Annotated in this window: 28 protein-coding genes; 5 read left to right on the plus strand and 23 right to left on the minus strand. The window is 44.3% G+C overall.

Going from position 1 to position 26570, the window contains the following annotated elements; genetic code table 11:
- Positions 1-34: 34 nt before the first annotated feature.
- The 9 genes from ACFSUO_RS06125 to ACFSUO_RS06165 form a co-directional block, all read right to left on the minus strand.
- A complete protein-coding gene (locus ACFSUO_RS06125; protein WP_382392106.1) occupies positions 35-1411 on the minus strand; it encodes a UDP-N-acetylmuramoyl-tripeptide--D-alanyl-D-alanine ligase in 1377 nt (458 codons plus the stop codon).
- Positions 1412-1479: 68 nt separating this feature from the next.
- Complete coding sequence (locus ACFSUO_RS06130) at positions 1480-2952, minus strand: UDP-N-acetylmuramoyl-L-alanyl-D-glutamate--2,6-diaminopimelate ligase (protein WP_382392108.1); 1473 nt, start codon at positions 2950-2952, stop codon at positions 1480-1482.
- Between the two features lie 86 nt (positions 2953-3038).
- The gene (locus ACFSUO_RS06135) at positions 3039-4973 is read right to left on the minus strand and encodes a stage V sporulation protein D (RefSeq protein ID WP_382392110.1); all 1935 of its coding nucleotides are present in this window, start codon (positions 4971-4973) and stop codon (positions 3039-3041) included.
- A 238-nt stretch (positions 4974-5211) separates the two neighbouring features.
- Positions 5212-7419 (minus strand): penicillin-binding protein, encoded by a 2208-nt coding sequence (locus tag ACFSUO_RS06140; protein ID WP_382392112.1) that lies wholly within the window; start codon positions 7417-7419, stop codon positions 5212-5214.
- An 11-nt stretch (positions 7420-7430) separates the two neighbouring features.
- Complete coding sequence (ftsL, locus tag ACFSUO_RS06145) at positions 7431-7811, minus strand: cell division protein FtsL (protein ID WP_382392114.1); 381 nt, start codon at positions 7809-7811, stop codon at positions 7431-7433.
- Position 7812: 1 nt separating this feature from the next.
- The gene (gene rsmH, locus ACFSUO_RS06150) at positions 7813-8787 is read right to left on the minus strand and encodes a 16S rRNA (cytosine(1402)-N(4))-methyltransferase RsmH (protein ID WP_382392116.1); all 975 of its coding nucleotides are present in this window, start codon (positions 8785-8787) and stop codon (positions 7813-7815) included.
- A 94-nt stretch (positions 8788-8881) separates the two neighbouring features.
- Positions 8882-9313 carry a division/cell wall cluster transcriptional repressor MraZ gene (mraZ, locus tag ACFSUO_RS06155; RefSeq protein WP_382392118.1) on the minus strand — a complete coding sequence of 144 codons (432 nt, stop codon included), beginning with the start codon at positions 9311-9313 and terminating at the stop codon, positions 8882-8884.
- Positions 9314-9708: 395 nt separating this feature from the next.
- Positions 9709-11334: a bacillithiol biosynthesis cysteine-adding enzyme BshC gene (gene bshC / locus ACFSUO_RS06160; RefSeq protein ID WP_382392120.1), complete on the minus strand. Its 1626-nt coding sequence runs from the start codon at positions 11332-11334 to the stop codon at positions 9709-9711.
- Between the two features lie 90 nt (positions 11335-11424).
- The gene (locus ACFSUO_RS06165; RefSeq protein WP_382392122.1) at positions 11425-11805 is read right to left on the minus strand and encodes a DUF3397 domain-containing protein; all 381 of its coding nucleotides are present in this window, start codon (positions 11803-11805) and stop codon (positions 11425-11427) included.
- A 157-nt stretch (positions 11806-11962) separates the two neighbouring features.
- Between ACFSUO_RS06165 and ACFSUO_RS06170 the strand changes: the two genes are divergently transcribed.
- Positions 11963-12442, plus strand: coding sequence for an N-acetyltransferase (locus ACFSUO_RS06170; RefSeq protein ID WP_382392124.1), 480 nt, complete (start codon positions 11963-11965; stop codon positions 12440-12442).
- A 74-nt stretch (positions 12443-12516) separates the two neighbouring features.
- Here the strand turns inward: ACFSUO_RS06170 and ACFSUO_RS06175 are convergent, their stop codons facing one another.
- The 4 genes from ACFSUO_RS06175 to ACFSUO_RS06190 form a co-directional block, all read right to left on the minus strand.
- On the minus strand, positions 12517-13005 hold the full coding sequence (locus tag ACFSUO_RS06175) for an RsfA family transcriptional regulator (protein WP_382392126.1): 489 nt from the start codon (positions 13003-13005) through the stop codon (positions 12517-12519).
- 90 nt (positions 13006-13095) lie between these two features.
- Entirely contained in the window at positions 13096-13860 is a 765-nt protein-coding gene (locus ACFSUO_RS06180) for an enoyl-CoA hydratase/isomerase family protein (RefSeq protein WP_382392128.1), read from the minus strand.
- A 122-nt stretch (positions 13861-13982) separates the two neighbouring features.
- On the minus strand, positions 13983-14159 hold the full coding sequence (gene rpmF / locus ACFSUO_RS06185) for a 50S ribosomal protein L32 (RefSeq protein ID WP_382392130.1): 177 nt from the start codon (positions 14157-14159) through the stop codon (positions 13983-13985).
- 44 nt (positions 14160-14203) lie between these two features.
- Positions 14204-14725 carry a YceD family protein gene (locus ACFSUO_RS06190; protein WP_382392132.1) on the minus strand — a complete coding sequence of 174 codons (522 nt, stop codon included), beginning with the start codon at positions 14723-14725 and terminating at the stop codon, positions 14204-14206.
- A 184-nt stretch (positions 14726-14909) separates the two neighbouring features.
- On the opposite strand from ACFSUO_RS06190, the gene ACFSUO_RS06195 reads away from it, so the two are divergent.
- Positions 14910-16124, plus strand: coding sequence for a nucleotidyltransferase (locus ACFSUO_RS06195; protein WP_382392134.1), 1215 nt, complete (start codon positions 14910-14912; stop codon positions 16122-16124).
- 45 nt (positions 16125-16169) lie between these two features.
- Here the strand turns inward: ACFSUO_RS06195 and ACFSUO_RS06200 are convergent, their stop codons facing one another.
- The gene (locus ACFSUO_RS06200; RefSeq protein ID WP_382392136.1) at positions 16170-17198 is read right to left on the minus strand and encodes a SepM family pheromone-processing serine protease; all 1029 of its coding nucleotides are present in this window, start codon (positions 17196-17198) and stop codon (positions 16170-16172) included.
- Positions 17199-17550: 352 nt separating this feature from the next.
- Here ACFSUO_RS06200 and ylbJ point away from each other — a divergent pair, with 352 nt between their 5' ends.
- Positions 17551-18765 (plus strand): sporulation integral membrane protein YlbJ, encoded by a 1215-nt coding sequence (gene ylbJ / locus ACFSUO_RS06205; protein ID WP_382392138.1) that lies wholly within the window; start codon positions 17551-17553, stop codon positions 18763-18765.
- A gap of 39 nt (positions 18766-18804) precedes the next feature.
- Here the strand turns inward: ylbJ and coaD are convergent, their stop codons facing one another.
- From coaD to ACFSUO_RS06245, 8 genes are all read right to left on the minus strand, one after another.
- The gene (coaD, locus tag ACFSUO_RS06210) at positions 18805-19284 is read right to left on the minus strand and encodes a pantetheine-phosphate adenylyltransferase (protein ID WP_382392140.1); all 480 of its coding nucleotides are present in this window, start codon (positions 19282-19284) and stop codon (positions 18805-18807) included.
- 15 nt (positions 19285-19299) lie between these two features.
- Positions 19300-19860: a 16S rRNA (guanine(966)-N(2))-methyltransferase RsmD gene (gene rsmD, locus ACFSUO_RS06215; RefSeq protein WP_382392142.1), complete on the minus strand. Its 561-nt coding sequence runs from the start codon at positions 19858-19860 to the stop codon at positions 19300-19302.
- A 1259-nt stretch (positions 19861-21119) separates the two neighbouring features.
- On the minus strand, positions 21120-21395 hold the full coding sequence (locus ACFSUO_RS06220) for a YlbG family protein (protein WP_382392144.1): 276 nt from the start codon (positions 21393-21395) through the stop codon (positions 21120-21122).
- A gap of 67 nt (positions 21396-21462) precedes the next feature.
- Positions 21463-21894, minus strand: coding sequence for a YlbF family regulator (locus tag ACFSUO_RS06225; RefSeq protein ID WP_382392146.1), 432 nt, complete (start codon positions 21892-21894; stop codon positions 21463-21465).
- Between the two features lie 59 nt (positions 21895-21953).
- Entirely contained in the window at positions 21954-22187 is a 234-nt protein-coding gene (locus ACFSUO_RS06230; protein WP_382392148.1) for a YlbE-like family protein, read from the minus strand.
- Positions 22188-22196: 9 nt separating this feature from the next.
- Positions 22197-22601 carry a YlbD family protein gene (gene ylbD, locus ACFSUO_RS06235; protein WP_382392150.1) on the minus strand — a complete coding sequence of 135 codons (405 nt, stop codon included), beginning with the start codon at positions 22599-22601 and terminating at the stop codon, positions 22197-22199.
- 79 nt (positions 22602-22680) lie between these two features.
- On the minus strand, positions 22681-23745 hold the full coding sequence (locus ACFSUO_RS06240) for a CAP domain-containing protein (RefSeq protein ID WP_382392152.1): 1065 nt from the start codon (positions 23743-23745) through the stop codon (positions 22681-22683).
- A gap of 199 nt (positions 23746-23944) precedes the next feature.
- Positions 23945-24373, minus strand: coding sequence for a CBS domain-containing protein (locus ACFSUO_RS06245; RefSeq protein ID WP_382392154.1), 429 nt, complete (start codon positions 24371-24373; stop codon positions 23945-23947).
- A gap of 151 nt (positions 24374-24524) precedes the next feature.
- Here ACFSUO_RS06245 and ACFSUO_RS06250 point away from each other — a divergent pair, with 151 nt between their 5' ends.
- Both ACFSUO_RS06250 and ytvI read left to right on the plus strand, forming a co-directional pair.
- Positions 24525-24890: a YugN family protein gene (locus tag ACFSUO_RS06250; protein WP_382392156.1), complete on the plus strand. Its 366-nt coding sequence runs from the start codon at positions 24525-24527 to the stop codon at positions 24888-24890.
- Positions 24891-25021: 131 nt separating this feature from the next.
- On the plus strand, positions 25022-26080 hold the full coding sequence (gene ytvI, locus ACFSUO_RS06255) for a sporulation integral membrane protein YtvI (RefSeq protein ID WP_382392158.1): 1059 nt from the start codon (positions 25022-25024) through the stop codon (positions 26078-26080).
- Between the two features lie 33 nt (positions 26081-26113).
- On the opposite strand, the gene ACFSUO_RS06260 is transcribed toward ytvI, so the two are convergent.
- Positions 26114-26569: a DUF420 domain-containing protein gene (locus ACFSUO_RS06260; protein WP_382392160.1), complete on the minus strand. Its 456-nt coding sequence runs from the start codon at positions 26567-26569 to the stop codon at positions 26114-26116.
- Position 26570: the final 1 nt, after the last annotated feature.

The following is a 26570-nucleotide window of genomic DNA, read 5'->3' on the forward strand; positions in this document are numbered from 1 at the left end:
TCACTGTTTCTCCTCCTCTTACATCGACCGTCCATCATGATTGTGGTGAATTCATTATATGATCAATCAATGACTCAAATTGCATACCCCGTGATGCTTTAAAAAGAATCAGCGTGTCTTCAGCTGTATATGTTTCGATAGCATGCAACAAAGCTTCTTTGGAAGTGAAGTGCCTGCTGTCAATGGTATCTATCTGATCACTGACCGCCGCTGCCATTGCTGTTGCATGTTCCCCAATTGTCAGGACAGCATCAATAGATTGGTCAACATTCTCGACAGCCGAGCGGTGAAGGGCCTCTGCATTCTCCCCAAGCTCAAACATATCACCAAGGACAAGCACTTTTCGCTTGAAACCCTCCATCTGTTTCACAACATTGATGGCTGCTTTCATGGAGGTCGGTGATGCATTGTACGCATCATTAATAAGGGATGAGCCGTTTTTTCCTTCCAGCAACTCAAAGCGCATCGAAGTCCATTCCAGAGACTGGAGTGCCTGCCTGACGTCTCGTTTTGCTATTTTGAGCAATCCGGCAACCGTTACAGCGAATGCGGCATTCAGCGCATGATGGCTTCCCAGAAGCGGAATGGTATACAACTCATCATCGGTATCAAGCTGAAATTCGGTGTGCTTCTTCGTTAAGTTCACATTCTTGATGACAATATCATTCATTGAATCAAAACCGCATGTGATGACACGCTCACGCCGGGATACCTGCCGCAGCAAAGGTTCATCCCCATCAATGATTAAATGGCCATCTTCAGGCATCCCTTTGGTCATTTCAAGCTTGGCATCAGCAATTCCTTCCCTTGAACCCAGATAAGCAAGATGGGATTCACCGATGTTTGTAATCACGCCATAATCGGGCCGGGCAATATTGGCTAAGGTCTCAATTTCACCCTTATGGTTCATACCCATCTCCACAACAAGTACCTCGGTTCCCCTCGGCATGGATAAGATCGTAAGGGGCAGCCCAATCTGATTATTTAAATTACCTTTTGTAAAGTGTGTCCGGAACGAACTTCCAGCAACAGATGCAATCATATCCTTCGTTGTCGTTTTGCCATTAGAACCTGTAACGCCAACGACAGCCGGATTCACTTCTTGTCTATATGCGGCTGCCAGTTCCTGCAGTGCCAGTAATGTATCATTAACAAAGAACACCGGAAAACCGGCTGGAACAGAATCCGGGAGCTTTCTTCCCTCTTGCCACAACACGGCTGCAGCCCCGTTATTAATGGCTTGCTCCACATAGTCATGGCCGTCAAAATTCTCACCAGACAGCGGAACAAACAAAGAACATTCCGTTTTTTTGCGGCTGTCTGTAGCTACTTCGAAAAGAGAATTCTGTTCCGCTGCCGCACCTCTGTAATTGGCAAATAAAGTTGTGAGCCATTCAGTAGTAAATAACATAGGCCTCTCTCCTTCATTATCAAGCAATCAGCATGCCAAAACAAACAGGCATTGCTTGCTGCATTATCTTAATTGGCAGCAGATGCCCGGATTGCTTCCCTGGCCACTTCTCGATCATCAAAATCGTATTTGGTGTGGCCAATTTCCTGATATGTTTCATGCCCTTTTCCGGCAATCAATACAATGTCACCTTTTTCAGCAAGGTTGACCGCTCGGGCTATCGCATCTTTTCGGTTTTCCACCACTTCGAAGCCAGAACCGGACAGCTCACTGGTCATGTCAGCTAAAATAGCACCTGGATCCTCGGTGCGCGGGTTATCCGATGTGAAAATAGCATGATCAGCATATTCCAAGGCAATGGATGCCATCAGCGGGCGTTTCTTTTTGTCCCGATCACCACCACAGCCAACAACGACATACACATTGTTTTCTGCAAACCCATTGATGGTTTCCAGCACATTTTCCAGAGAATCTGGAGTATGTGCGTAGTCTACCACGACAGCAAAATCATCGCTGCCATCCACAGGCTCAAACCTTCCGCTGACACCTTTCATTTTTTCCAGGGATTGTTGGATGACAGGTAGCGGCACACCGGCACAAATCGCTGCCGCAGCCGCTGCCAGCATATTGTAAACATTAAATTTACCAATCAGGTTGCTGTTAATCCCTATGGATCCAATTGGTGTTTCCATGGTGAAGGCCGTTCTGGTCACCTCCAGCTGGATGTCTGTTGCCCTGACGTGAGCAGAAGCTTCACATCCATATGTGATAACATGCTGTGCCGTGCTTTTTCTCAGAACAGCACCAGCCGGATCATCCTCATTGATGACCGCGAATTTTTTCTGCCCTTGGGCATACGTATTCCCTAACTGGGCAAACAAAAGACTTTTGGCATGCAGGTAATCGTTCATATCCTTATGGTAGTCAAGGTGATCTTGTGATAAATTCGTAAAAACCGCAACGTCAAAGTCACAGCCGTGGACACGTCCCAAATCCAGTGCATGTGACGACACCTCCATAACTGCCGCATCAACGTTTTCATGGTGCATATCCTGAAACGTTTTCTGCAAAAATAAGGCATCAGGAGTCGTATTTTGCACCGGATAGGCATCCTGACCGATTTTCATTTGGATTGTTCCTATCAATCCCGTTTTCTGATCGTATTCGTTTAGAATGGATTCCAATAAATATGTAACGGTTGTTTTGCCGTTTGTTCCCGTCACACCAATCAGCGGGAACTGCTTTGTCGGATGGCCGTGAAATGCGGAAGCAAGCACCGCAGCTGACCGCTGCGTGCTTGCAACACGGATAACCGGTACGGACGCATCCACTTCTTTTTCCGCCAGGATCGCTGCAGCCCCATTGGCGGCAGCCTGATTGATGAAATCATGACCATCCACTGTATAGCCTTTGATACAGACAAACAAGCTACCTTCTTTCACCTTTCTCGAGTCGGCCTCAAGATGGCTGATTTCCACATCATCCAGCATTCCCTGCGCATCATAGAAGGGCAAAGCGGAAAGCAATTTTTTCAGTCTCATAACCATCATCCTATACTGCAATATTTTTTCCCTTTTAGTCCGTTATTAAAGCAATCTTTGTTTATTATAGCAAACATCAGCCACATTCACGATGGATTTTCATCAGATAGATAAATTCTTACTTTTTCGCCTTGTTCGACTTTTGTTCCCGGGCTTGGTTCCTGATCAATGATGTATTTTCCCGATCCACTGGTTTCAATGGACAAAGTCGTCAAAAACTCAGATAATTCTTTTTTCGTCCGTCCGATTAGATCAGGCACTTCTACTTTCGGCTTGTCAGGCCAGGTATACTCTTTCTCCAGACCACCTTCACTTGGCTCTACACCCATTGCCTGTAGACTGTCATGGATAATCGTACCCACAATAGGCGCTGTGACAACCCCTCCAAACTGGGCTGTCCCCTTTGGATTATCGACAGCAACATAGACAACAATTTCAGGGTCATCCGCCGGAGCAAAACCAATAAAAGACAGAATATAGTTATTGGCAAGGTAGTTCCCGTCAGGCCCAACTTTTTGTGCTGTCCCTGTCTTGCCGCCAACACGGTACCCATCAACATATGCCGGTCGGCCGGTTCCTTTGGCGACGACACTTTCCAGCGTTTCACGGATTTCTTTGGACGTTGATTTGGAAATAACTTTTTCCTTCATCGTCGGCTCTATTTTATCCACCACATCATCGGTGCGCGGATCAATCCATTCTTTCGCAATATGCGGTTTATATAGCTTTCCGCCATTAATGGCTGCGGTAACCGCCATCACCTGCTGGATCGGTGTCACCGAAACACCCTGGCCGAACGAAGTCGTCCCAAGTTCAACCGGGCCAATATTATCAGGGTCAAACAGAATTCCTTTCCCTTCACCCCGCAGATCGATACCTGTTTTCTTCCCGAAGCCAAAATCTTTAATGTAACTGAATAGCCTTTCTTTGCCGAGCTTTTCACCCAAGCTGACAAAACCGGGGTTGCATGAATTCTGGACCACTTCAAGGTATGTCTGGTTCCCATGTCCCCCGCTTTTCCAACAATGCAGCTCCGTGCCGCCGACTGATATATCACCATCATCATTGTATTCATCCTCTTTCAGGTCTACAACATCTTCCTCAAGGGCTGACGCAAGCGTAATGATCTTGAAAGTAGACCCTGGCTCGAAAGTACTCCATATTGGCAGGTTACGGTTGTAGATCTCTGGGTCGACCTGCTGGTAGTTTTCGGGGTTGAAATTTGGTCTGGTTGCCATGCCAAGAATGCCGCCATTGTCTGGATCAACCGCAATGGCAAGCGCACCATCCGGATTATATTTCGATTCGGCCAGATCCAGTTCCCGTTCCATAATGGTTTGTACTTTAGAATCAATCGTTGTTTTTAAATTCAGCCCGTCCTTAGGTGGCTTATATTCATCAGCTATCTGCTCCAGTTTTCTTCCCTTTGCATCCGAAAAGAAAGACAGACTTCCCTCTTCACCGTCCAATTTATCATTGTAGTAGAGTTCAAGTCCCATTAGCCCCTGATTGTCAATACCTGCAAACCCGAGCACATGTGACAGATAGTCGCCGAATGGATAATGACGTTTGGAATCCTTCGCAAGGTAAACACCATCCAGGTTGAGTGTCCGGAATGCCTCCTCCTGTTCATCCGAAATCTTCCTGCCTTCCGGGTGAACGCGCGTGTACACCGCATCCCTTGTTACATACCCATAAGCCTTCTTTTCCGAAATGTCCAATATATCAGCCATTTCCGAGGCCGTCTCCTGAGGATTTTTAATTTGTCTTGGTACCACAATCACGGAAGGTGCAGAGACATTTTCCGCTAGAACTTCCCCATGCCTGTCCACTATTTGTCCGCGCTCCGGTTCAAATGTAATGTCCCTGCTCCATGATTCATTGGCCAGTTTCATCAATTCGTCCCCAATCCAAAACTGAACATAGCCTAACCTGGCATCAATAATTGTGAAAAATAACAAACCGCATAAAAACACAACAATGATCCGTTTTTTTACAGTAACAGCAGATACACGTTTCATTCTCCATCCCCTTTTCATAGGCTGGCTTGTATCCACTATATGTTGTTTAAAAACAGAATAGAACACGGTATGTTCACAAAAAACGGGCAGGTCCACATTAGAAAACTTGGCTTATCGCCAAGCTTTAATGGCGAAAGACCTAGTTGCACTTATGCGGTAAGAATCTTTATACTTTCTTAACTGCCAAAAAAAGCAGCCACGTCACCCACTCTTGCGCATGACGTGGCGTTTAACTGTTTTATTGCTGTTCTTCATTACTGTTTTCCGGAGCCGCTTCATCACTTTCTTCTTGCTGCTCCTCAATAAATCCAGGTGGTTCCAATTCCACACCCAGATAATCGTTTTCTTTAAGAGGAGTCCCCTTAGCAATACTTTGTTTCGTTACATAGCCGTTCCCCATCGTCTCCACTTTTAAATCCATTAGACCGGCCAGCTGCAATACATCTCGCATCGACCACCCTATTATATCCGGCATAGCCGGTTCACTGGTCAGGAGAATAATCCGATCCCCTTCCAGAAGTTTATCCCCCTGTTCAGCACTTGCTGCTTTGATCGTATCACCCGAACCAATCAATGATACAGACAGTCCTTTTTCTGTAAGGTTTTGCTTGATGGATGAAACAGATTTGCCTGCCAGTTTCGGCAGTTCAATTGACTTCACTTGGCCGGAACTTTCTTTATCCGGATCGATATCTAAATAGTGCAGACTCTTCTGCATTACATTTTTGAAAATAAATGCTACCGGTGCTGATCCACTCTCCCCGACTTCGATATCCGGCTCTTTGACCGATACATACATCATCAGCTTTGGATCTTCTTTTGGTGCCATGCCGAGGAATGAATAGATATAGTTACCATACCCGGTTAAATAGCTGCCATTTTCATAGATTTGAGCTGTTCCGGTTTTACCGGCGACAGAATAGTCTTCCAGTTTGTATTCCTTTCCTGTCCCGTGCTTCGAAGAGACTACCGATCCAAGTAAGTCAAGGACTTGATCGGAAGTATCTTTTGAGATGGGTTCACTCACCACTTCAGGTGCTTTCTCCCTGGTTACATTGCCGGTATCTGGATCAACAATTTTCGAAATGACATAAGGCTTCATCATTTTGCCATCATTCGCAATGGCAGTTGCAGCCTTCATCTGCTGGATTGGGGTGACCGTGCTGGCTTGGCCGAATGCCGTCGTGATTTTGTCACGCGGATAATTATAGACGAGTTTCCCCTTCCGTTCACGAGGCAAATCGATACCTGTTTTTTCGTCAAAGTCAAATGCCTTTAGGTAGTTTAGGTACTTTTCCGTTCCGATTTTTTCCCAGACGAGTTTGGCAGCAGCCACATTCGACGACCTGGCGAATCCTTCATCAAATGTGATGGACCCCCAGCCTTCTCCGCCGTTGTGGTCGCTTACCCTTCTCACACGGTCACTGACCTTGTATGTACCCGATTCAAACCATTCGTTCCCATTGTAAACCCCTTCTTCGATAGCAGCTGCCCAGGTGAACATTTTCATGGTTGAGCCTGGTTCAAACGGGGTGGAAATGACATTGTTATTCCAATTATCCACATCTTCCAGTTTATTCGGGTTAAAACTTGGCCTACTGCTCATCGCCAGTACTTCACCGGTTTTGGGGTCCAAGACAGCAGCTGAAATGCGTTCAGGACTGTACTCACTTTCTACCTGGGCCATGACATCTTCCAGAAGAGTCTGGATTTTTTGATCAATCGTCAGATGCACATCCTGCCCATCTTCAGGTTCTTCTACCACCTCATTGGGATCTAGAAGCTTTGTGCCATATTGATCCCGTTCATACGAAATATGGCCATTCTCTCCACTGAGCTTCTTATTCATTTCCTGCTCAATACCTGTCATACCTGTTAAGGCTTTGTCCTGTTTCCGGGCATATCCGATTACATGTGCTGCGAAATTGCCATTAGGGTAATAACGAGTCGCTTGTTCCTTAAAACGAATACCAGGAAGATCAAGCTGCTCAATCTTCTCTTTTGTTTGCTGGGATAGTTCTTTGCCGGCACTTCCGAACTCTACCTGGAACCGGTCTTGCTCTATTCCTTGGTTCAAGCGTTCCAATAAATAGCTTTTCTCCGCATCCAACAAAGGTGCGAGCTTTTCCGCCGTTTTTTCCGGGTTTTTTACATGTTTCGGGTCTTCAGGATCTGTTGTAAATGATTCACGAACAATAGCCTGTATACGGTAAGCGGGCCGATCATACGCCAGTGTCATGCCATTCCTTCCGTATATTTTTCCACGTTTGGCATCAAGGGTGTAAGATGCCGTACGCTTTTCTTCGGCCCATTTTTCCAGTGAAATATCATCTACTTCCCCTGTAGCCTGGATGTATAAAAATCGTCCGGCAATCAGTAAAAACAATGCGGAAAACAAAACAATCATGATACTGGACATGAAATGGGTTCGTGTATTCTTTTTCATACGTATCCGCCTTAGTTGGTGTTATAGACACTAGCTTGTTTTACTTGGGCATCCTGAATCTTCAAACCATTTTCTTTAGCGATTCTTGTAATGCGCTCCGGCCTGCTTAACTGTTTCTTTTCGTACAGCAGCCCTTCATTCGTAACTTCTTGCTGCTTTACTGTTTGTTCCAGTGATTCGACTTTCCTGTTGAGGGTATCGGTAGATGAGGCAAATGAAACGACATAGATGCTTACTGCAATCAATAGTAAACCGACAGCAGAATAAAGGACTTTTTCTCCTGTTGTAATCCAGCGTTTTTTCTGAATGGCGACTGAAGCCGACTGTTTTTCTTGCTCGGGTATGTGTGAGGCATATGACTGTTCCCATTTGCGCGCTGTATTTCCATCCATATTAATTCCACCCTTCTTCATAGGTAAACGTTTCATCCCATTCACGCACTTTTTCCGCAATGCGCAGTTTGGCCGATCGTGACCGTCGATTGTCTTCAAGTTCCAGATTTCCTGGCAATATCGGTTTTTTATTTACTAACTGGAATGGCGGCTTGTGGTCCTCAGGTATGACAGGCAAGTTTCTCGGAACCGGCTTGGCAGTACTCCATTTTTTGAAAGCCTGTTTACACAGCCTGTCCTCCAGCGAATGAAACGTGATGACGGCAATTTTGCCATTAATGCCAATCAGGCGGGCCGCTTGGTGCAGCGCATCATTAAAAGCAGCCAGTTCATCATTAACAGCAATCCGTAGTGCCTGGAAAATGCGCTTCGCCGGATGACCACCCTTTCTGCGGGCAGGAGCCGGAATTGCCTCTTTAATGATGTCAACCAATTGATGGGTTGTTTCAATCGGCTGTTTCTTTCGTTCGGCTTCGATTTTTCTGGCTATTTGTTTGGAAAATTTCTCTTCACCATAATTAAAAAATAGTTTAACAAGCTGCTGATAGGACCACTCATTGACAATCTCCCGGGCATCCAGTTTCTGATCCTGGTTCATGCGCATATCAAGTTCGGCATCATGCTGGTAGCTGAACCCGCGCTCACCACGATCAAGCTGCGGAGAGGAAACACCAAGGTCAAATAAAATTCCATCAACCTTTCCCACCTGGTGCAGTACAATCTGTTCTTCAAGCTCGCGAAAGTTTGCATGAACGTAGATCATTTGGTCATCATATTCCTTAAGCCGGTTCTTGGCAGCATCAAGCGCATCCATATCCTGATCAAATGCAACCAGCGTGCCTTCTTCACCTAGAAGAGCAGCGATCTGCTCTGAGTGTCCGCCGCCGCCGACGGTACAATCGACATAAACCCCATCTGGTTTAATAGCCAGCCCTTTCAACACTTCATCTCTTAATACACTGTAATGTTCGAACATAGTTACACCTGCTCCTTCAATTCTCGGCCGGCATCCCACTCCCCTTAATCCGGCACTGCAGCCGGGGAATGAAATTAGTGTGGATTCGTTCCCACTAAATGTCAAAGTCCATTAAATTCTCCGCAATTTCACCGAAAGATTCCTCTGATTCACTGAAGTAATCCTCCCAATTGTCACTTGCCCAGAATTCAACCCGGTTGGAGACACCGATTACAACGCATTCTTTATCCAGCCCCGCATAGTTCCGCAGAGGCTGTGGGATGTTTATCCTCCCCTGTTTGTCCACTTCACATTCAACTGCGCCAGAGAAGAAAAAGCGTGTAAAAGCACGTGCATCTTTTTTGGTAAGCGGCAGTTTCTTTAATTTCTCTTCAAGCAGTTTCCACTCATCCATCGGGTAAGCGAACAGACATTTATCAAGTCCACGGGTAACAACAAAATTGTCTCCAAGTCCTTCCCGAAACTTGGCCGGCACAATAATACGTCCTTTTGTATCGATATTGTGCTGGAATTCACCCATGAACATAGAGCTCGCCCCACTTTCTTAATCACATGTTACCACATTCCCCCACAAATCACCACTCTATTTTAAAACTTTTTTCATGTGATTGGTTAAATTAGGACCAATGCTCTATCAATACCTGCAGGAAAATCACACGCTAAGACCGCCATATCCCTGCAATGGCAGGTACTAAAAAAGAAAAGCCCCACTTTCTCGCTACGCTTCGTGTAAGCGTGGGAGAAAGTGGGGCAATTTGCCTTATAATACGTGTTCAAAAAGGAGGATAAAAAGGACCGAGAAATTCGAGGCGGCGTAGTTTCGAGCAACGGAATGTATGTATTTAGATACATGAGTAGCGGAGAAACAAGCCAACGAAGAATTTCGATGTGTCATTTTTACCGGAATTTTTGAACAATCTCTTATAGATAGATAATATGGTGTTCGCTTGTAAATGAAAGCGGTTCTCTTGCCAGCTGACGGATAAAACAGGGACCGTACGTATTCATCAGTGACAACGGGTTCCAGATCCGTTCCTGAAGTCCATTTTCCGGGCGAAGTACATGATGCGTCTGATCGAAAGCACCTATTTCTTTTTCATATTTTGCCTCTAGGGCCTTGTTAATGCGTTTTTCGATAAAATCAATATTGCCATTTAGGTAATAAAGGTTTTTATCGGCAAGTTCGCCTAAATCGGCACCAATATCACTGGCAATTTCGCGCAGCGGGTAATGGACCCTGCGAATAGCTTGTTTCACTTCAGCGGCAACCTGTCCAACCGGCGGGTCATTTTGTGCAGCCAGCCATTGCACTTTTGCATCTTCCAGTCCGTGATTAACCGCGTGTGCCACATCAATTCCAAATCTGGACAATGTTTTTTCCACATTCCGGTCAATAAATGTGAATGACAGACGCGGCAGGACCGGCGGCATTTTTATACCTGCCGCATGAAAAGCCGGTTTTAACGCTGCCCAGTAACTGACCTCACCAGGACCACCGATAAATGCTAGTGTTGGGAACAAACACTCCTGCATGACCGGTCTGGTAACGACGTTATTGCTTAGACCTGCCGGATTATGTCTGGCTGTCTCCAGCATCTGCTGACTCGTCATCACAACTTCATTCTGCTTGCCCGCCCAGTTACCTTCATGATCACGTTCAAGCAAAATCCGTTCATTGTTATGATGATAAAAAAGGTGGGCATCGTTCGCTTCAACATCGAGTGATATAGCGTACCCCTGTTTCTTCAGCTGCTGAACTGCTGTATGTACACCCTCGCTAATTTCTTCCTGCTTTTCAATCAGCCGGACAAAATGCTCGCGTTCGAGACCGCGCATGGCCCGATGCCCGGAATCAGCAAGGATGATTTCCTCCCCGTCAAGCATCTGATAAAGGAACCGGGCAAAAAAGTCGACATACGTAACCGAACGTTCCTGACAGTCCAGTATAGTCTGATAGAGCTTTTTCGTGTGATCGGTTTCGGGAAGTTGATCAAACAGCTGGTCAATCCAGGATAAAAGCGCCGTTTTATTAATCTTAATATCGGAAACAGACTGCTTCCCGCTCGCCTCCTGCGACAGTGTGTATTTTTTCATCCCGGTCTTATTGGGCAAAAAAACATGATTAATTTCATCAAAATCGTGATCTTCACCGGCTATCCAAAACACTGGTATGATCGGTACATTTAATTTAGACTCCTGCTGTTTCGCAAATTGTATAACAGATAGGACCTTATTGATGGTATATAACGGGCCTGTCAGCAAACCTGCCTGCTGCCCCCCAATTACGACAGCACTGTTTTCTTCTTTAAGTCGCTCAATTGCTTTGTACGTTGATTCAGGAGCATCCCATTCTTTATTCATTTCAGTCAGTGCTTCTGTCAGCTTATCACGGTCAATATTTTTTTGCTGCAATGCCTGCATTCGCTGTTCATAAGTTTGTTCGATGTATGGATCATAATCAAAGTACTGCATGATGCCTGACTTTTGATCGCGGTAATCGTTTATAAGTGCATTCTGTTTTTGTAGTTTAATTGGACTGATCCGCATAGATCGCATGCTCCTTTTACTATAGTGAATATACCCAATACGTATTGTATATAAAAAACAGACCAATTGCACCCAATCTGTTTTGTGGTGCTATAAGAAATTCCGAATAATCCCCGTTATAGCCAGCAAACAATACAAACCAGCAAATAGTAAGAAACAAATACGCCAGAAGATTTTAAAGGCTTTATGGAACACGACTTCCGTAAACATTTTCCATCGGACGACGATAATAACAGTAAATAGCGTCATAAGCAGAACGGATGTGATGCCAGCATAGCCGGAACCGTATATTGTATAAAGCATTGCTGTCACAGCCAGTATATACAGGAAGGTTGTCCAGTTCACTGCGGTATGAACCGCTTTCCATTTGTTCCGCCCGGCACCCGCAGCAGCGTAATAAACACCCCACGTCGCCAGCATCGGTGCGGTAATGATGATGCCAATCAGATAAGCAAACACATCCACCACCATCGTCTCCCCCCTCATTTAAACAACACACACAATAATGGAATTTCATGGATGTTACATATGTACAATTGAGCTTCTCCCATTCCCTTCCTTGCCTTTTTATATTATAATAAATTATATAGGAATTCTAAATACTTTCTTTCAAAGGGGGAAAGGGAAAATGATCACCGATATGAAAGTCGAAAAGCTTTTAATTAATTATAAAACACTGGAGCAATTCAAGCGTTTTAAAGAGTATGGGAACCAGGAGCTTTCCATGATGGAAGATCTGCAGAACAATATTGTTGAAAACAACAGCGAATCACCGTTTTATGGAATCTATCTTGGACATAACCTGATTGCCCGCATGAGTCTGTACAAAGTAAAGCAAAAATATGACGAATATTTTAAGCCACCCCAGGATTACTTGGAACTGTGGAAGCTGGAAGTCTTACCTGATTACCGGGGAAATGGATACGGCAAAAGGATGGTTGACTTTGCCAAAAGCTTCGAACTGCCGATCAAAACAAACCCGCGAATCAACTCGCACGGTTTCTGGGAAAAGACGGGCTTCCAAAAAGCAAAATATGAAATGGAACGGGATCTCGGTGAAAATCCACTTATCTGGATGCCTGAAGGAGTATCAGAAAAAGACGTCTGACCTAAAGACTGCTGTCTTTGCAGATAAAAATAAAGACATGAATGGCATCATGCGGACATTCATGTCTTTCCACATCAGTTCTTCGATTCACTCACCCAGCTCCATAGTTTACCCATTTCCTGCCATGCCTGCTCATATCGATCCAGTTGCTGTTTGAGCACTTCATTCTCATTTTCCAGCCGTTTAATGGCTGCTTCTTTTTCATAAAGGGAAAAGGCATTATCATCAAGATGACTGGTGCGCATTTTTTCAAGTACAATTATAGCATTATCAATTGGATCCGCCCCCAGTTCCAATCCTCCCCTTTCCCCTTGGCCCTTGTTGACTTTTGGCCTGTTATGTTTCTTACGGTCTTCTTTGGCCAGCTCGACTTCTTTGCTGTACTGTTTACGGATGGATGCATTCCATCGAAAACCGCAGGCCGCTGGTGTCCGTGATAATTGTTCAGCAACATCCTTAAAAGCCTCAAGCTGTGTCTTGCCGTCTTTTATATAACGAAGGACCGTTTCTGCAAGCAGTATATCCTCATCTTCAGTCCACGCATCCTGACGTGCAGCGTTCATAACACCCCTCCTTACCGTTTGCTATCAATGTATGCAAAAAGTAGGAGTGATAGAATCGTTCGAATCAATTTTATTTATGCACTATAACCGTTATTTACGGGACATAAATTTGCTGACAGCGTTCTTATGTTCTGGTGAATCCCACAATGTTGCGCAGTTGCGGACCTCATCATCCATTTGTGCTGATAATGGCAAAATAGATAGTTTTTTCTTGTATTGCGATTTCAATGTTTTCATTTGCTCTTCCGATTTTGAAAGATATGGCTGCAGCACATATTCTTGGTCCTGCCAATCCTTTTCAGCAATAATCCGGTGAATCCAGCCTTGGTGTCTTAATTCATCCGCCTGGAAATGGGCCCCTTCCATAATCCATTGAAGGGCAAAACTCGGATGAACTTTTTCATACAATAAGACGCCGCCACCCCATCCCGGGGTAATACCGAGTGTGGACTGAATGAACCCAAAGCGACGTTCCCCCCGGGAAATCCGAAGATCACAGGCAGTGGCAATTTCACAGCCGCCACCGACGGCATCCCCGTTCAGCAGACAAATGACCGGAACCGGAAAGGATGCAATTTCATAAAGCACCTCTTTCATTGGGTATAAAAGGGAAAAGGCCTCATCAGGGCTCATCTCCCCATGGAGATCATGTAAATCGCCACCGGCACAAAAAGTCCGATCACCGGTACCAGTAATCGTCAAAAATTTAATAGGCTGTTCCTTTGCTGCCTCTAGGGCTGATTTCAAGGCATGTGTCATATCTATTGATACGGCATTATGTTTATCCGGCCGGTTCAAACGGATTTCCCCATAGCCTTTATCATCATCTATTCTGTATTGAATTGCCTCTGTCATGACATTCCCCTTCTTTTCTTATTTGCATACGTCCGGAACATAAGGTTTGGCAAATGCTATCTATGTATATAAAAACAGATCACTATCTTTCAGTGATCTGTCGTATAACCTATCAGTTCCAATTAATCATTCGCTACTACTTCTTTGCCGTCATAATGCCCACATGATTTGCACACATGATGCGGCTTTGTCAGCTCACCACAATTGGAGCATTCCACCATGCCAGGCACATGCAATTTTTTATGCGTGCGGCGTTGGTTTTTTACCTTTTTGGAAGTTCTGCGCTTCGGTACTGCCATGACTTACACCTCCTTCGATTGCTAAATGGATATAGAAGGTCGTCCTACTCTTCTTCATCCTTAAGTAACGATTCCAATTTTTTCATGCGCGGGTCCGTTTTTTTCTCCTGATTATCTTCGGAGATAAATTCCCAGCCTTCCCCTTCAAATGGAGCTTGACTGATAACTTCTTCATCATCCGAGAAGACCCGGTAAGGCACTTCTAATAGAATATTTTCCTTTATCAGCGGGGTTAAGTCAAGCACTTCCCCCTCGATTGGATGGATTTCATTTTCAGCATCCTCATCATTATATGGTGATTCTGAAAATATCTCAAGTGCATCAATCGCGAACGGATAAGGCACATTTACAAGCGTACGGGCACACGGAAGTACCATGTTCCCTTCAATGCTGAAAGTGAACACAATATCATTCCCCTGTTCATCCGCTCTACCATGGACATGAACGGGACCGATTTCGCGTATATCATTATTCATCGTTTCCAGTTCGGAAACATCCACCTGTTCATCAAACCTGAAAGGGGCATTGCCAGCATTTTTCTTTATATGCCCTATTGGAATTTTCATTATTATCACCTCAAGGCAACAAGAGTTATTTTAAAAGGAAAAAGCTATTTTGTCAACATTTTTTCTTTACACCTTTTAATACAGTATTCCCCGATTTGTCCCATCCAACTCACTAACCGGCGATGCGGTAGTCTTTATTTTTTGATACAATGAGAAGCAGTCTATACATAGGAGCTGAGCGTTTATGAAAGCTTGCGGACTGATTGTTGAATATAATCCGTTTCACAATGGTCATGTCTATCACATCCGGCAATCAAAAAAGGAATCTGGTGCTGATTGTCTGATTGCTGTAATGAGCGGTTCCTTCCTCCAGCGCGGTGAACCGGCAATCATTGATAAATTCCACCGGACAAAGGCTGCTTTAGCAGAAGGTGTCGACATTGTCCTGGAACTGCCTTATTTATATGCCGTCCAGAGCAGTAATCTGTTCGCAGAAGGTGCTGTCCGTACATTGCATGAAAGCGGTGTGTCCAGTATTTGCTTTGGTAGTGAGTCCGGTGATGCAGATCATTTCACAGAAGGTTATAGCGTCTACAGGAAAAATGAGACCGTATACCGCAAGCTGCTCCAAAACTATCTTGATGAGGGGATGGCTTTTCCGGAGGCCAGCAGACGTGCGTACGAAGCCATCGGTCTGACCACAGAAAAAATGGATCTGGCCCAGCCAAACAATATTCTTGGATTTAGTTATGTCCGGACAATCATGGATCATCATCTGCCCATCACCCCGATGGCCATCAAACGAAAAAAAAGCCATTATCATGATCAGACAATGACTGGTTCAATTGCCAGCGCAACAAGTATACGCAGGAAACTGTTGTTAGGTGAAGGCCTGTCTGAAGAGATAACGGAGACCCTTCCAGAAGAAACGGCCCGCCAACTTCATCATTATAAACGGGACAGCAGTATTTGGCATTCCTGGGAAGACTATTTCAACCTTGTCCACTATCGTGTCATGACGATGTCAACAAGAGAACTGGCTACGATTCATGGTGTTGATGAAGGGCTGGAATACCGTATCAAAAAAACAGCCCATGGCGCCGCTTCATTCCATCAATGGATTCAGCGGATTAAAACAAAACGCTATACATGGACGAGGCTGCAGCGAATGTTTGCCCATATCCTAACCAACACAACCAAAGCCGATATGCAACGACTGGAACATACAAAAACGGTCCCATACGTCAGACTGCTCGGAATGACAAAAACCGGACAGGCTTACTTGAATGGACAGAAAAAAGAAATGAGCGTACCGCTTATTTCCAAACTAAGCCAGGATGTGGATCCAATGCTGGCGGTGGAAGAAAAGGCAAGCAACACGTACTACAGTGTACTTCCTGCTGACAAACGGGAGCAATTCCATCGGCAGGAATTACAGCCGCCAATCATGGTGGAGTAAACACTCTGGACAAAGGGGGGCCGACCATTCCGCCCCCCTTTTTTTTCATTTCTCTCCTGGATTTAGCTGCTCCAGGTATTCCAATGCATCTGAGAATGTATCAACCGGAACGATTTCCATGTCGGAATCAATCTCTTCGGCAACATCTGCGGCTGCTTCATAATTGGAATCTTCCGCGCCACCCTCATTCGGTGCAAAGAAAATGTCGCATCCCTCATCATCGGCTGCAATGACTTTTTTCCGAATACCGCCAATCGGCAACACATTGCCCTGGTAATCAATTTCACCGGTACCTGCTATCTGAAGACCCTTTGTAAAATCAGACTCTGTCAATTGATCGTATATTTCCAAAGAGAACATCAGTCCGGCGCTTGGGCCGCCAATGTTGCCACTCGAAAAGCTGACGTCCGGATTAACATGAACTTGCCTGTCCGTCACCAGTCTGATCCCGATTCCGGCTTTATTTTCATTTTCCGGAAATCTTTTTAATTTGACTTCTTCCGTCCGTTTATTGCCATCCCGTTCAACACGCACCTTTATCGTTTCACCTGCTTCTTTGGTTTCAACGAGTTCGATCAGATCACTGGATTCCTGAATGGATTCACCATCAATCCCAGTAATACGGTCCCCCGGTTTGAGAATATTATCAGCCGGCATCCCTTCTACGACTGAAACAACATACACCCCATTATACGTTATATCAATTTCCTCATTCGCTGCCTGATAAGCTACGACAGTTGATGCTTCCTGTGAGCTTTCCATCATCTGCAGCTGTGCATGGAAGTATTCATCTTCAGATACTCCCTCCGGCCTGACTTTATCAAGTGGATGCACTTCCTGATGGGGCAGAATTTTTGCCAACAAATATTGAACCGGTGTGGCCTGCCCGCCGCGAATAGTGACCAGGTGCATATCTCCTTCACTTTTGTGGCCGCTCTCGACTTCCACAATTGGATTAAGTGCATCAGCACCGCCAGGCTTATATATGTAATATGGCAGTTTGTAAATGGAAATAAATGAAGCAATGCCAATTACGACGATCAGAAAAATAATATGTTTTTTTGTGAATTGCACCGTAAAACTCCTTTCACCTTCTGCCCGCACCGTTTTAGCAACGTATTCAAAAGTGTATGTCATAAAAATAGGATGTATGAGCGTATATTGATATAGACTTGTACGATTCATTCGGTGACCCGAAACAGATGTACTATTACCATACTTGGCTTATCGCCAGGGCTTACTGGCGGAAGCCCTAGTTGCACTTATGCAATAAGATAGTATTTATAGTGCGTGTTCAAAAGGAGGGTAAATACCGGACTTTTTGAACAACCTCTTATACTTTCTTAACAGCTAAAGCAGGCTAGAATTATTCTACTACTATCAGAAAAAGAAGTACAGGATCAGCTTTTTATTAGGAGGCCGGACATTGAAACAGCAAATAAAGACAATTGCATTTTCAGGTATAACCGCTTTTGTTGCCATTTCCCTGATAAAATTTCCAGATCAGTCCCTTGAAGCAAGTATACGTGGACTGAACATGTGGTGGGAAGTCGTATTTCCGTCATTACTGCCTTTTTTTATTACGGCTGAACTGCTAATTGGATTCGGATTTGTGAAATTTATCGGCGTGCTTTGCGAACCGATCATGCGCCCTTTATTCAATGTCCCTGGTGTCGGAAGCTTTGCCTGGGCAATGGGAATGGCTAGCGGGTATCCTACCGGTGCAAAAATAGCAACACGGCTCCGGGAAGAAAAACAGCTGACACGAATTCAAGCTGAACGGCTCGTATCATTCACCAATGCTTCCAGTCCGCTGTTCATCTTCGGCGCTGTATCAGTCGGGTTTTTTTATGATGTAAAGCTAGGTGTCGTTCTTGGGGCTTCCCACTATATTGGAAATGCACTTGTCGGTGTATGCATGCGTTTCTATGGACGAAAAAAAGAACAACAGGATCACGCTGCAGAAACAGACAAGCAGAAGGTCTCCATTATTAGGGCTTTTAAGGAAATGCACCGTACAAGAATCAATGACCCGCGCCCATTCGGAAAAATACTTGGGGATGCCGTGCTGAACTCAATTCAAACCTTAGTCATGGTTGGCGGTTTTATTATCCTGTTTTCCGTCTTCACCAAACTGCTGTATATTGCAGGCATTTCCCAGGCAATCGCTGTCGTGTTCCAGTACTTGCTGAAATTCGCTGCAATACCGGCTGAACTGGCGGTTCCAATGTTTACCGGGCTATTCGAAATAACGCTCGGTACAAACCTAATTTCTCAAAACGACGCTGCTAATCTGCTGGAAAAAATCATTGTCGTCAGTTTTATCTTAGGCTTCAATGGCCTATCCGTCCAGGCACAAGTCGCAAGTATTATCGCTACATCCGATATCCGGTTCGCTCCGTATTTTTTTGCAAGGATCCTACACGGACTATTTGCGGCGGTTCTGACAGCTGTTTTTTATACACCATTGTATCTGAATCGAACGTCATTTGATTTTAAGGGGGTTCCGGTTTCTAACGATGCACCAGAAGAACCATGGATGGATTTGTTGTACATGCTTAGCGAAATGGGACCCCTTATCACATTCTCTTTCCTGTTTATTGCTGTTCTCATCCTGCTGAAGCGCCAGTACAAAAATTAGAAAGATGTTGCCCATAGCAACATCTTTTTTGCGTTCATTTCACCTATATTTTTTCTGTAACGCCTCGTGGACAGCCTCCGGAACCAGATCAGTGACATCGGCCTTATACTTGGCAACCTCTTTGACAATGCTCGAACTAAGGAATGAATATTGATTATTCGTCATCATAAAAAAGGTCTCAATATTTTCATCCAGCTTCCTGTTCATCGCCGTAATCTGCATTTCATATTCAAAATCACTGACCGCACGCAGCCCGCGCAAAATAGCGTCGGCTTTATGTTCCCTTGCATAATCGATGAGCAATTCATCACTCCAGTCAACGGACACATTTGGCAGGTAGCTGGTTGACTCTGTCAATAGTGAGACCCTTTCATCAACCGAAAACAATGGATCCTTAGACTGGTTATTAAAAACAACAATAATTACTTGATCAAAAATCTTGGCTCCCCGTTCAATAATGTCAAGATGCCCATAAGTTACCGGGTCAAAACTGCCTGGGCAGATCGCTAGTCGGTTCAATGGTAATACTCCCTTCTATTCCTGCTTCTTTTTATAGATGGTTATACCTGTTGTTTCTCCGTACACCCCTGTTTTAAGGATATCATAGCGGTTATCGGCCATTGTCAGATGTTCATCGGCATCATGCTCACAAAAAATGAGGCCGTTGGTTTGAAGCAAGTCCAATTTAACCACTTCATTGAGCAATTTCATATAATTTATCTTGTAGTATGGGGGATCGAGCAATATCAAATCAAACCGGAGTCCTCTTTTAACACTGGCGTTCATGGCTCGGAAAGCCTCCGTCCTGAATATTTCGACATTATCTTCCAAATGCAGCAACCGGATATTTTCATGAATAGTATGTATCGCTTTCGGATGTTTATCAACAAATATCCCTTTCTCCATGCCTCTGCTTAGCGCTTCAATACCCAATGCCCCACTTCCGGCAAACAGATCAAGACAGACACCGTTCTGAAAGTATGGCCCCAGTATCTGAAAAATTGCTTCCTTCACTTTATCTGTTGTGGGCCTGGCTGTTTTTCCCGGAACCGCCTTCAATTGCCGCCCTTTATGAGCACCTGCTACAACTCGCATGCAACCACCTCAATAAATCATAATAAGTGTAACGAGATAAAAGCGCAAGACATAAAAGCTTATAATTTTCTATCCGAAAAAAATTTGCTCTACCACGTATATAAAAATGTACGATGGTCATACTAGCGTAATGAAACAGCTAAACAACATTGCTTGGCTGTTTCAAAAACTCGGAGAAGACTTACACTTCCCCATAAGTTCTTCCTCCGGTTTCTCCTCTCCCTTTGCCTTTTTGTTTTCCAGTGTGAAAACAAAAGGACCTGCAGAGTTATATCTGCAGGTTTTTTCTTTTTATGCTTATTTAGAAAACCGTAGCCTTTCGCATCACTACAGAAAATGAAACCCTACTTAATATATTCTATAAACTGCGACGTAACTTTTTGTATGTCTTTCTCCAATTTTATCGAAGAGTGCTAGTTCGTCGCTGCGGAAAAATACTCGCTTTCACCACTCCGGGTACAAGCGCGACATCTGCTCAAGCTTCCTTTGGTCGCATTCGCAGTGTCTTCTTTGCCGCGGGGAACGCTTCAGCCTCTTCGCGGGAAAGCGAAAAAGCCGCTGAAAAGTCCAAGAGAAGGCTTCTCAAGGCCAAAAATCCGTCCGAAAGCAGCCAAAATGTCCGAGAGAAGGCTCCTCAAGGCCAAAAATCCGTCCGAAAGCAGCCGAAATGTCCGAGAGAAGGCTTCTCAAGGCCAAAAGCCCGTCCGAAAGCAGCCGAAATGTCCGAGAGAAGGCTTCTCAAGGCCAAAAGTCCGCCCGAAAGCAGCCAAAATGTCCGAGAGAAGGCTTCTCAAGGCCAAAAGTCCGCCCGAAAGCAGCCAAAATGTCCGAGAGAAGGCTTCTCAAGGCCAAAAGCCCGTCCGAAAGCAGCCAAAATGTCCGAGAGAAGGCTTCTCAAGGCCAAAAGTCCGCCCGAAAGCAACCGAAATGTCCGAGAGAAGGCTTCTCAAGGCAAAAAATCGAGGCCACTGAAAAGGTGCCCCTTTTTTCAAATGATGATTAATTCAAAGAAAAAATGAGAGACTTTTCACCAAATCGTTGGATGAAAATTCCCCCTTCTGCGAGGAGTGCAGCTCCACTGAAGAACTTGCAACACGACGAGCACCAAATGTATTTCTGTAGCGGTGTCATAGCACACAAATTGTTCACTGTGTCGCTCTTTATATCAACTGCACTGGAAAACCAACAAACGTTACAAAAAGAGCATTCACTACACAAAAAACCTTTGCGGGAAAGGTTATGTATGACCCGCAAAGGTTTTAAATACCCATTTTATAATCATATTGTTTTGCTTTATCAGGCTTCGCATTTTCATAGTCCGTCCGTATAAACGGCTTTTGCGACCGTTCCACCTTTGAAACAAATGGCAGCTTCCGTAATTTGGCCTCCGTTCGTTCAAGCGTATCCTGATCGGTATACAGCACGGCATATTTCAGTTTCTTTGACGAGTAAACCAAATGTCCATACCGTTTAATATGCCGGATGTTTTTCATATGCTTGAACCAGACAATCAGTCCCTGGCGTTTCGTTCTCATATGGCATCCTCACTAACCTCTCATTTACAGATAAGTGTACCAGAATACGGCCGGGGCTTCAATCTATCTATGCGCTGCAGCCGCATGCTCCCCCGTGGCCACATCCAGTATCCGTCAGAGCAGCACCATCTTTCGGTGCTTTAATCTGGTCACTGACGCTGAACGCAATATACTCGCTCACTTCATCAAGCATTTTCTGCAAATTGCGTTCTGCAACTTTGAAAGCTGCCACTTTATCATTCATGTCCATTTCCCGTTTGGAAGAACGAACCTTTCTCATTATTTCGTTGTAATCCGGGTGGTACCTTCCAAAACGCTGGACCTCATCGTATTGTTCTTTTATATCATTAAACGCATGTATTAAGTGCTGCGCTTCCTTGTCCTCATCCATTGATTTACGCGCCTGTTCATAGGATTCCATCACATCAGACTGTAAAATCATCTCACTGAGCAGCTCAGAATGATCCATTATTTCCGCATACTCCATTGTTCCTATCATTCTTTCACCTCCACTTGTATCTTATCATGGAATCGCTGCAAATTAAACCACCACCCTTATCAGTCCTTCATCAAATCGGTGAATTGCATCAGCATATTGACCATTTGCATATGACTTTTAAGCTTATCTGCTTTCTGGGGCAATGTTTTTCCATAAAAGGCTTTTGATGCCTTCTCCAGTTCCAGCACTCTCTCCGGATTCCTTGTCAGGTGGCGGTACCAGACGGGATTAAAACGGACGAAATGCGCAAGTTTTGGATTCTCCTGCAAAAATTGCTGAACTGACGTCTGCATATTTCCACCTCAATCCCGGAATCCGCCAAATGGCCGATCGTTGTATGATGGATCAAATGGATGCTGTGACGACTTATCAGATGGCTGAAATTGTTGCAGCAGTTCCTGTACAGTGGAGATCGCACTATTGATGTTACCCACTTGCGATTGAATTTTATCCATGTCAATATTCTCTGACATTTCCACAAGCTTTTCCATCATTTCTTTTTTTCCTCGGGTCTCTTTTTTCCCGGCTTTGGAATTTTCCTTGCTCCGGTACTTCTCCCACATTGAATCGTCTTCCCCAAGCAACGCCCATTTCTCATAGTATTCCTGCCATCCTCTTCCACTGCGCCGCACTTCTTCCACCAGTTTTGGATGCCGCTGCAGGAAATCCTTAAATTCTCTTACGCTAGGATGGAGTTTATCACTCATATCTACTCACCTCAGCAACTAATATCCTGTTACTGACTAGTTTATGAAAACAGGGCGAATACTGTGCCTAAGGCAATAATCATTGTTTCTTCACAAAGTTTTGTGTGTAATAGGACTTATAGACCCCTGTGCCAAGGTGTGTATAATCGTTTTTCAGCAGCGCCTCCCGGTGCCCCTCACTGTTTAGCCAACCGTGCATGGCTGCCTGTGCATCAGGATATTGAGCTGCGATATTTTCGCCGGCCGACATGTACGCCACTTCTTTAGAAGCCAAACGCTCTTTCAGCCCATTTCCGTCTTTGCCATAATGGGAAAAATAATTGTTCTCCGCCATGTCTTTACTATGGATATAAGCTACATCCCGAACGGTATCATCCCATTTTAATTTCTGTTTTCCATGCTGGTTACGGAATACGTTGGTCAGATGGAATATCTGCTGTTCCATTCCTGTATCAATTTGTTCTTGTTCTGATTCCGTAGCCGCTGGTTTTTCCGGCAAATCCCCCCGATATTTCATTTTATATGGGCGGTGCAATAGCAGTATATCCCCCGTCAGAACACGGACGCCGGTCAGTTTATTTGTGTACGTGTCGAAATAAAGCTGCATAAAAATATTATCCGTGACTTTCACTAACGGACGGGCAGCACGTTCTTCATCACTTAGCTGGAATGAAAAAGATGAAAAATCCTTGCTATAGGTCACTTCTTTTGAGAAAGACAGCTTCTCTTTCACCGAGTCATAATTTTGTCCCATCTGAATGGGGTCAAGGGACAACCCGCTTCCAGCCGCATATAGTGTCTTAACGGTATTATTATCAATACCAAATTGGATGTAATTTTCCTTGCCATCCGTATACACCCACCACTCATAGCCATACGTACTTAGATCTTTTCGCTTCGGCTTGCCAAATTTTTCTGTCAGCGCATCTGCTTCTTTTCCGACCCATTGAAAAATATCACCTGCATATGGCATTGCAGATCGTTCTGTAGGGATTTCTTTCGTCTCCAGCTTGCTGTCCTTTTGTTTCAGTGTATGGTTAAGATCCTCAACCGTCCCATCCGGAAGCAGCTTATACTCATCGAGTAAATAATAGACCCCTGAAATAACCAATAATACCAGTATTACGATACGAATTAGCCGCATAATTGCTTCCCCTTCTATTAAGTCTTTTTCAATTAACTATATGCCGCATTTAGCAGATACATGCTCCTTTACATTTCTTCACAGGAAAAAATGAACCTTTATCGTTATGGCCAGGCTGTTAAATACCATTTTCTGATTACCTTCTGAAATGAAAAAACAACCGTATGCTGTTCCATACGGTTGTTTATATTATACTATATTAATGAAATTCTGGCCGCTCCGAAATATCTCCCAGTGCACTTCCGGCAGCTTCATTCGATTTTTCTTCGAGTGATAGATCTCCAAGGGAAACAATACCTGTCAGTTTACCGTTTTCCACCACTGGCAGACGGCGAATTTGCTTTTGTGCCATTGTATTAGCAGCTTCCTGCACGGTCGTGTCCGGTGCTTCATAGTGCAGCTCCCCACTCATCACTTCATTAACAGTTGCGGAATCGGACTTTTTTTCTGCATATCCGCGCAATACCAGATCACGGTCCGTTATGACTCCATGGAGCTCTTTGTTTTCCGAACATACCGGGATTACCCCAACATTTCGTTCCTTCATCTTCACGGCTGCATCGTATAATGTGTCCTCTTTGCGGCAAACTGCAATATCGGTGGACATAACATCCTTTAACGATTTCATGGTGTATCCTCCTTATGAAAATTTGGCACTACATTTTATTTATTCCCAAAAACGGGTATATCTTTCATAAATTCGGCTTCCTTTTCAATTGAAACTTAATCTTTTTTCGATTATCATTATTAACAGAGGATAATTTTGTGAGGTGGATAAAATGCAACTGGAAAATACAGGAATTGACGAAACCATTATTGATGTAGAACCATTAGATCGGCTAATGGGTAAACATGCCTTTATCCGGGCAGGGCAGTGGGATTATGAACGTGTAACATACGATTATAAAATTGCTTCCAAGGAAAAGAACATTACATATTATATCCGCATTCAAGGATATGCCGTCGAAGGTGATGTTGATTTGGGCAATGCCGTCATACAGCTAAAGACGCCACTGATAGGTAAACATTACTACCCGCATGGCGTTGAATACGGAGAAGATGAGAATTTCCCGGATAATCTCGTTGATCGTGCAACAAATCTTGTTTCCAAAATAAAAGATGACATTGATCAGTACAAAAAATAGGAGTATTACAACTGCTCGTCGTATTCACGAGCAGTTGTTTTTTCAACGTGAACCGACTTCCGTGCTTGTACATCTTTGATTTTAAACGTTCCTATAGGTAATTCTTGGAAGAAAGGGGACTCCCGTTTACATTGTTTCGTTCAATTACAAAGCGCCAATGGTCACTGATTTTTTTAATGCTGATACTTTTACTGTTTATTTTGTTCATTTTGCCGGTATCGATTCCATTGGTTCTGGCACTTGTTACAGCACTGACGCTCAATCCTGTCATCCGATTCATGCAACGGAAGGCGAAGATAAGCAGGAAAACATCGGTCATTATTGTCTTTCTGCTGTTTCTGATTTTCCTGAGTCTTGGTGGGGCATTTATTGTGACAAAGGCAGTGACACAAGTTGTCACGTTTGTTGAAGAGATTCCCTCCCACGTGACCCAGTTGAACAGTGCCTATGCAAGCTGGGAATCAGGTTTTAAAAAATATACCGAGAATCTTCCGGATGAATTTTATGAACAGGTCACCAACACAATCGAGTCCCAGTTAACTTCTATGAGTGCAACATTAAAGGAAACCATTACGATCGAGCGAATTGCCCAGGTCGTTGCCCAGGTTCCTCAATACTTAATCAGCTTTCTTGTGTATTTGATTGCTCTCTTTTTGTTCATGCTTGAATTGCCGCTGCTACAGTCAAAACTGTACAGTATTATGACAAAAGAGACGGCAGAAAAAGTTTCTTTTATGAACAGAAGGCTCTCCAGTGTTGTCCTTGGTTTCTTCAAAGCACAGTTTCTTGTCAGCATTATAATTTTCGTTGTTACCTTGATTGGACTGCTTCTGATTATGCCGCAAGTAGCCGTTATTATGTCGCTCATCATTTGGTTGGTTGATTTCATCCCCATTATCGGCTCAATCGCCATTCTTGGCCCATGGTCCGTGTTTGCATTCATAAGCGGCAATACTTTCCTCGGCGTGCAACTGGCAGTTCTGGCCATTATATTGCTTGCGATACGCAGGACCGTCGAACCAAAAGTAATGGGACAGCATATTGGCCTTTCCCCATTGGCAACATTAATTGCTATGTTTTTAGGTATTAAGCTGCTTGGGCTTCTCGGGTTCATTCTCGGCCCATTGTTTCTGATTGCATTCAATTCGGCCAAAGAAGCCGGTATTATCAAATGGAATACAAAAATATAACGTGTGCGGACAGCTTTTGTCCGCACACGTTTTTTACCCTCCAAGGATGGCCTTCAGCATGCTGGTTGTCTGTCCCCCGTCGTAAATGATATACAGAAGCAAATAGACAGCCACGCCGGTAGCAGCACTGCAAAACCAAATAATGCTTGTAATCGGGCCAATTTTTCGGTGTATGTTTATTTTTCTTTTCAGGGCTAGGGTAATGGTTACCAACCCAAATAACGCGCCTGTAGTGGCCAGTATGATATGAAAAATAAGGAAGATTGTATAGTAAATTTTTATATCATCCGGGCCTCCAAAACTGGTATTCCCAATGAAAGCTGTTCTCGAAACATAGATAATAAAGAATAACAAAGCACTGACTGCTGCCGACAGCATCGTCCTTTTATGTGCTTTCGGTTTCCCTTTAAGGATAAACCCCCATCCAATTGCAACTAAAACAGCACTGGTTACAATAAAGAAAGTGCTTATCGTCGGTAAAAATGGCATA

This window comes from Lentibacillus juripiscarius, assembly GCF_042685205.1.
Taxonomy (GTDB): Bacteria; Bacillota; Bacilli; order Bacillales; family Amphibacillaceae; genus Lentibacillus; species Lentibacillus juripiscarius.

What these genes read in the sequence shown, in the direction of transcription:
- ACFSUO_RS06170 (WP_382392124.1), top strand. Translation starts at nt 11,963, where the DNA reads ATGATCACCGATATGAAAGTCGAAAAGCTTTTAATTAATTATAAAACA.
- ACFSUO_RS06175 (WP_382392126.1), bottom strand. Translation starts at nt 13,005, where the DNA reads ATGAACGCTGCACGTCAGGATGCGTGGACTGAAGATGAGGATATACTG.
- bshC (WP_382392120.1), bottom strand. Translation starts at nt 11,334, where the DNA reads ATGCGGATCAGTCCAATTAAACTACAAAAACAGAATGCACTTATAAAC.
- ACFSUO_RS06245 (WP_382392154.1), bottom strand. Translation starts at nt 24,373, where the DNA reads ATGAAATCGTTAAAGGATGTTATGTCCACCGATATTGCAGTTTGCCGC.
- ACFSUO_RS06125 (WP_382392106.1), bottom strand. Translation starts at nt 1,411, where the DNA reads ATGTTATTTACTACTGAATGGCTCACAACTTTATTTGCCAATTACAGA.
- ACFSUO_RS06260 (WP_382392160.1), bottom strand. Translation starts at nt 26,569, where the DNA reads ATGCCATTTTTACCGACGATAAGCACTTTCTTTATTGTAACCAGTGCT.
- ACFSUO_RS06135 (WP_382392110.1), bottom strand. Translation starts at nt 4,973, where the DNA reads ATGAAACGTGTATCTGCTGTTACTGTAAAAAAACGGATCATTGTTGTG.
- ACFSUO_RS06190 (WP_382392132.1), bottom strand. Translation starts at nt 14,725, where the DNA reads ATGAAAATTCCAATAGGGCATATAAAGAAAAATGCTGGCAATGCCCCT.
- ACFSUO_RS06140 (WP_382392112.1), bottom strand. Translation starts at nt 7,419, where the DNA reads ATGAAAAAGAATACACGAACCCATTTCATGTCCAGTATCATGATTGTT.
- ACFSUO_RS06225 (WP_382392146.1), bottom strand. Translation starts at nt 21,894, where the DNA reads ATGATAGGAACAATGGAGTATGCGGAAATAATGGATCATTCTGAGCTG.
- ACFSUO_RS06240 (WP_382392152.1), bottom strand. Translation starts at nt 23,745, where the DNA reads ATGCGGCTAATTCGTATCGTAATACTGGTATTATTGGTTATTTCAGGG.
- ACFSUO_RS06230 (WP_382392148.1), bottom strand. Translation starts at nt 22,187, where the DNA reads ATGCAGACGTCAGTTCAGCAATTTTTGCAGGAGAATCCAAAACTTGCG.
- ACFSUO_RS06130 (WP_382392108.1), bottom strand. Translation starts at nt 2,952, where the DNA reads ATGAGACTGAAAAAATTGCTTTCCGCTTTGCCCTTCTATGATGCGCAG.
- ACFSUO_RS06165 (WP_382392122.1), bottom strand. Translation starts at nt 11,805, where the DNA reads ATGGTGGTGGATGTGTTTGCTTATCTGATTGGCATCATCATTACCGCA.
- rpmF (WP_382392130.1), bottom strand. Translation starts at nt 14,159, where the DNA reads ATGGCAGTACCGAAGCGCAGAACTTCCAAAAAGGTAAAAAACCAACGC.
- ylbD (WP_382392150.1), bottom strand. Translation starts at nt 22,601, where the DNA reads ATGAGTGATAAACTCCATCCTAGCGTAAGAGAATTTAAGGATTTCCTG.
- rsmD (WP_382392142.1), bottom strand. Translation starts at nt 19,860, where the DNA reads ATGCGAGTTGTAGCAGGTGCTCATAAAGGGCGGCAATTGAAGGCGGTT.
- ACFSUO_RS06250 (WP_382392156.1), top strand. Translation starts at nt 24,525, where the DNA reads ATGCAACTGGAAAATACAGGAATTGACGAAACCATTATTGATGTAGAA.
- ftsL (WP_382392114.1), bottom strand. Translation starts at nt 7,811, where the DNA reads ATGGATGGAAATACAGCGCGCAAATGGGAACAGTCATATGCCTCACAC.
- ACFSUO_RS06220 (WP_382392144.1), bottom strand. Translation starts at nt 21,395, where the DNA reads ATGAGAACGAAACGCCAGGGACTGATTGTCTGGTTCAAGCATATGAAA.
- ACFSUO_RS06180 (WP_382392128.1), bottom strand. Translation starts at nt 13,860, where the DNA reads ATGACAGAGGCAATTCAATACAGAATAGATGATGATAAAGGCTATGGG.
- mraZ (WP_382392118.1), bottom strand. Translation starts at nt 9,313, where the DNA reads ATGTTCATGGGTGAATTCCAGCACAATATCGATACAAAAGGACGTATT.
- rsmH (WP_382392116.1), bottom strand. Translation starts at nt 8,787, where the DNA reads ATGTTCGAACATTACAGTGTATTAAGAGATGAAGTGTTGAAAGGGCTG.
- ACFSUO_RS06195 (WP_382392134.1), top strand. Translation starts at nt 14,910, where the DNA reads ATGAAAGCTTGCGGACTGATTGTTGAATATAATCCGTTTCACAATGGT.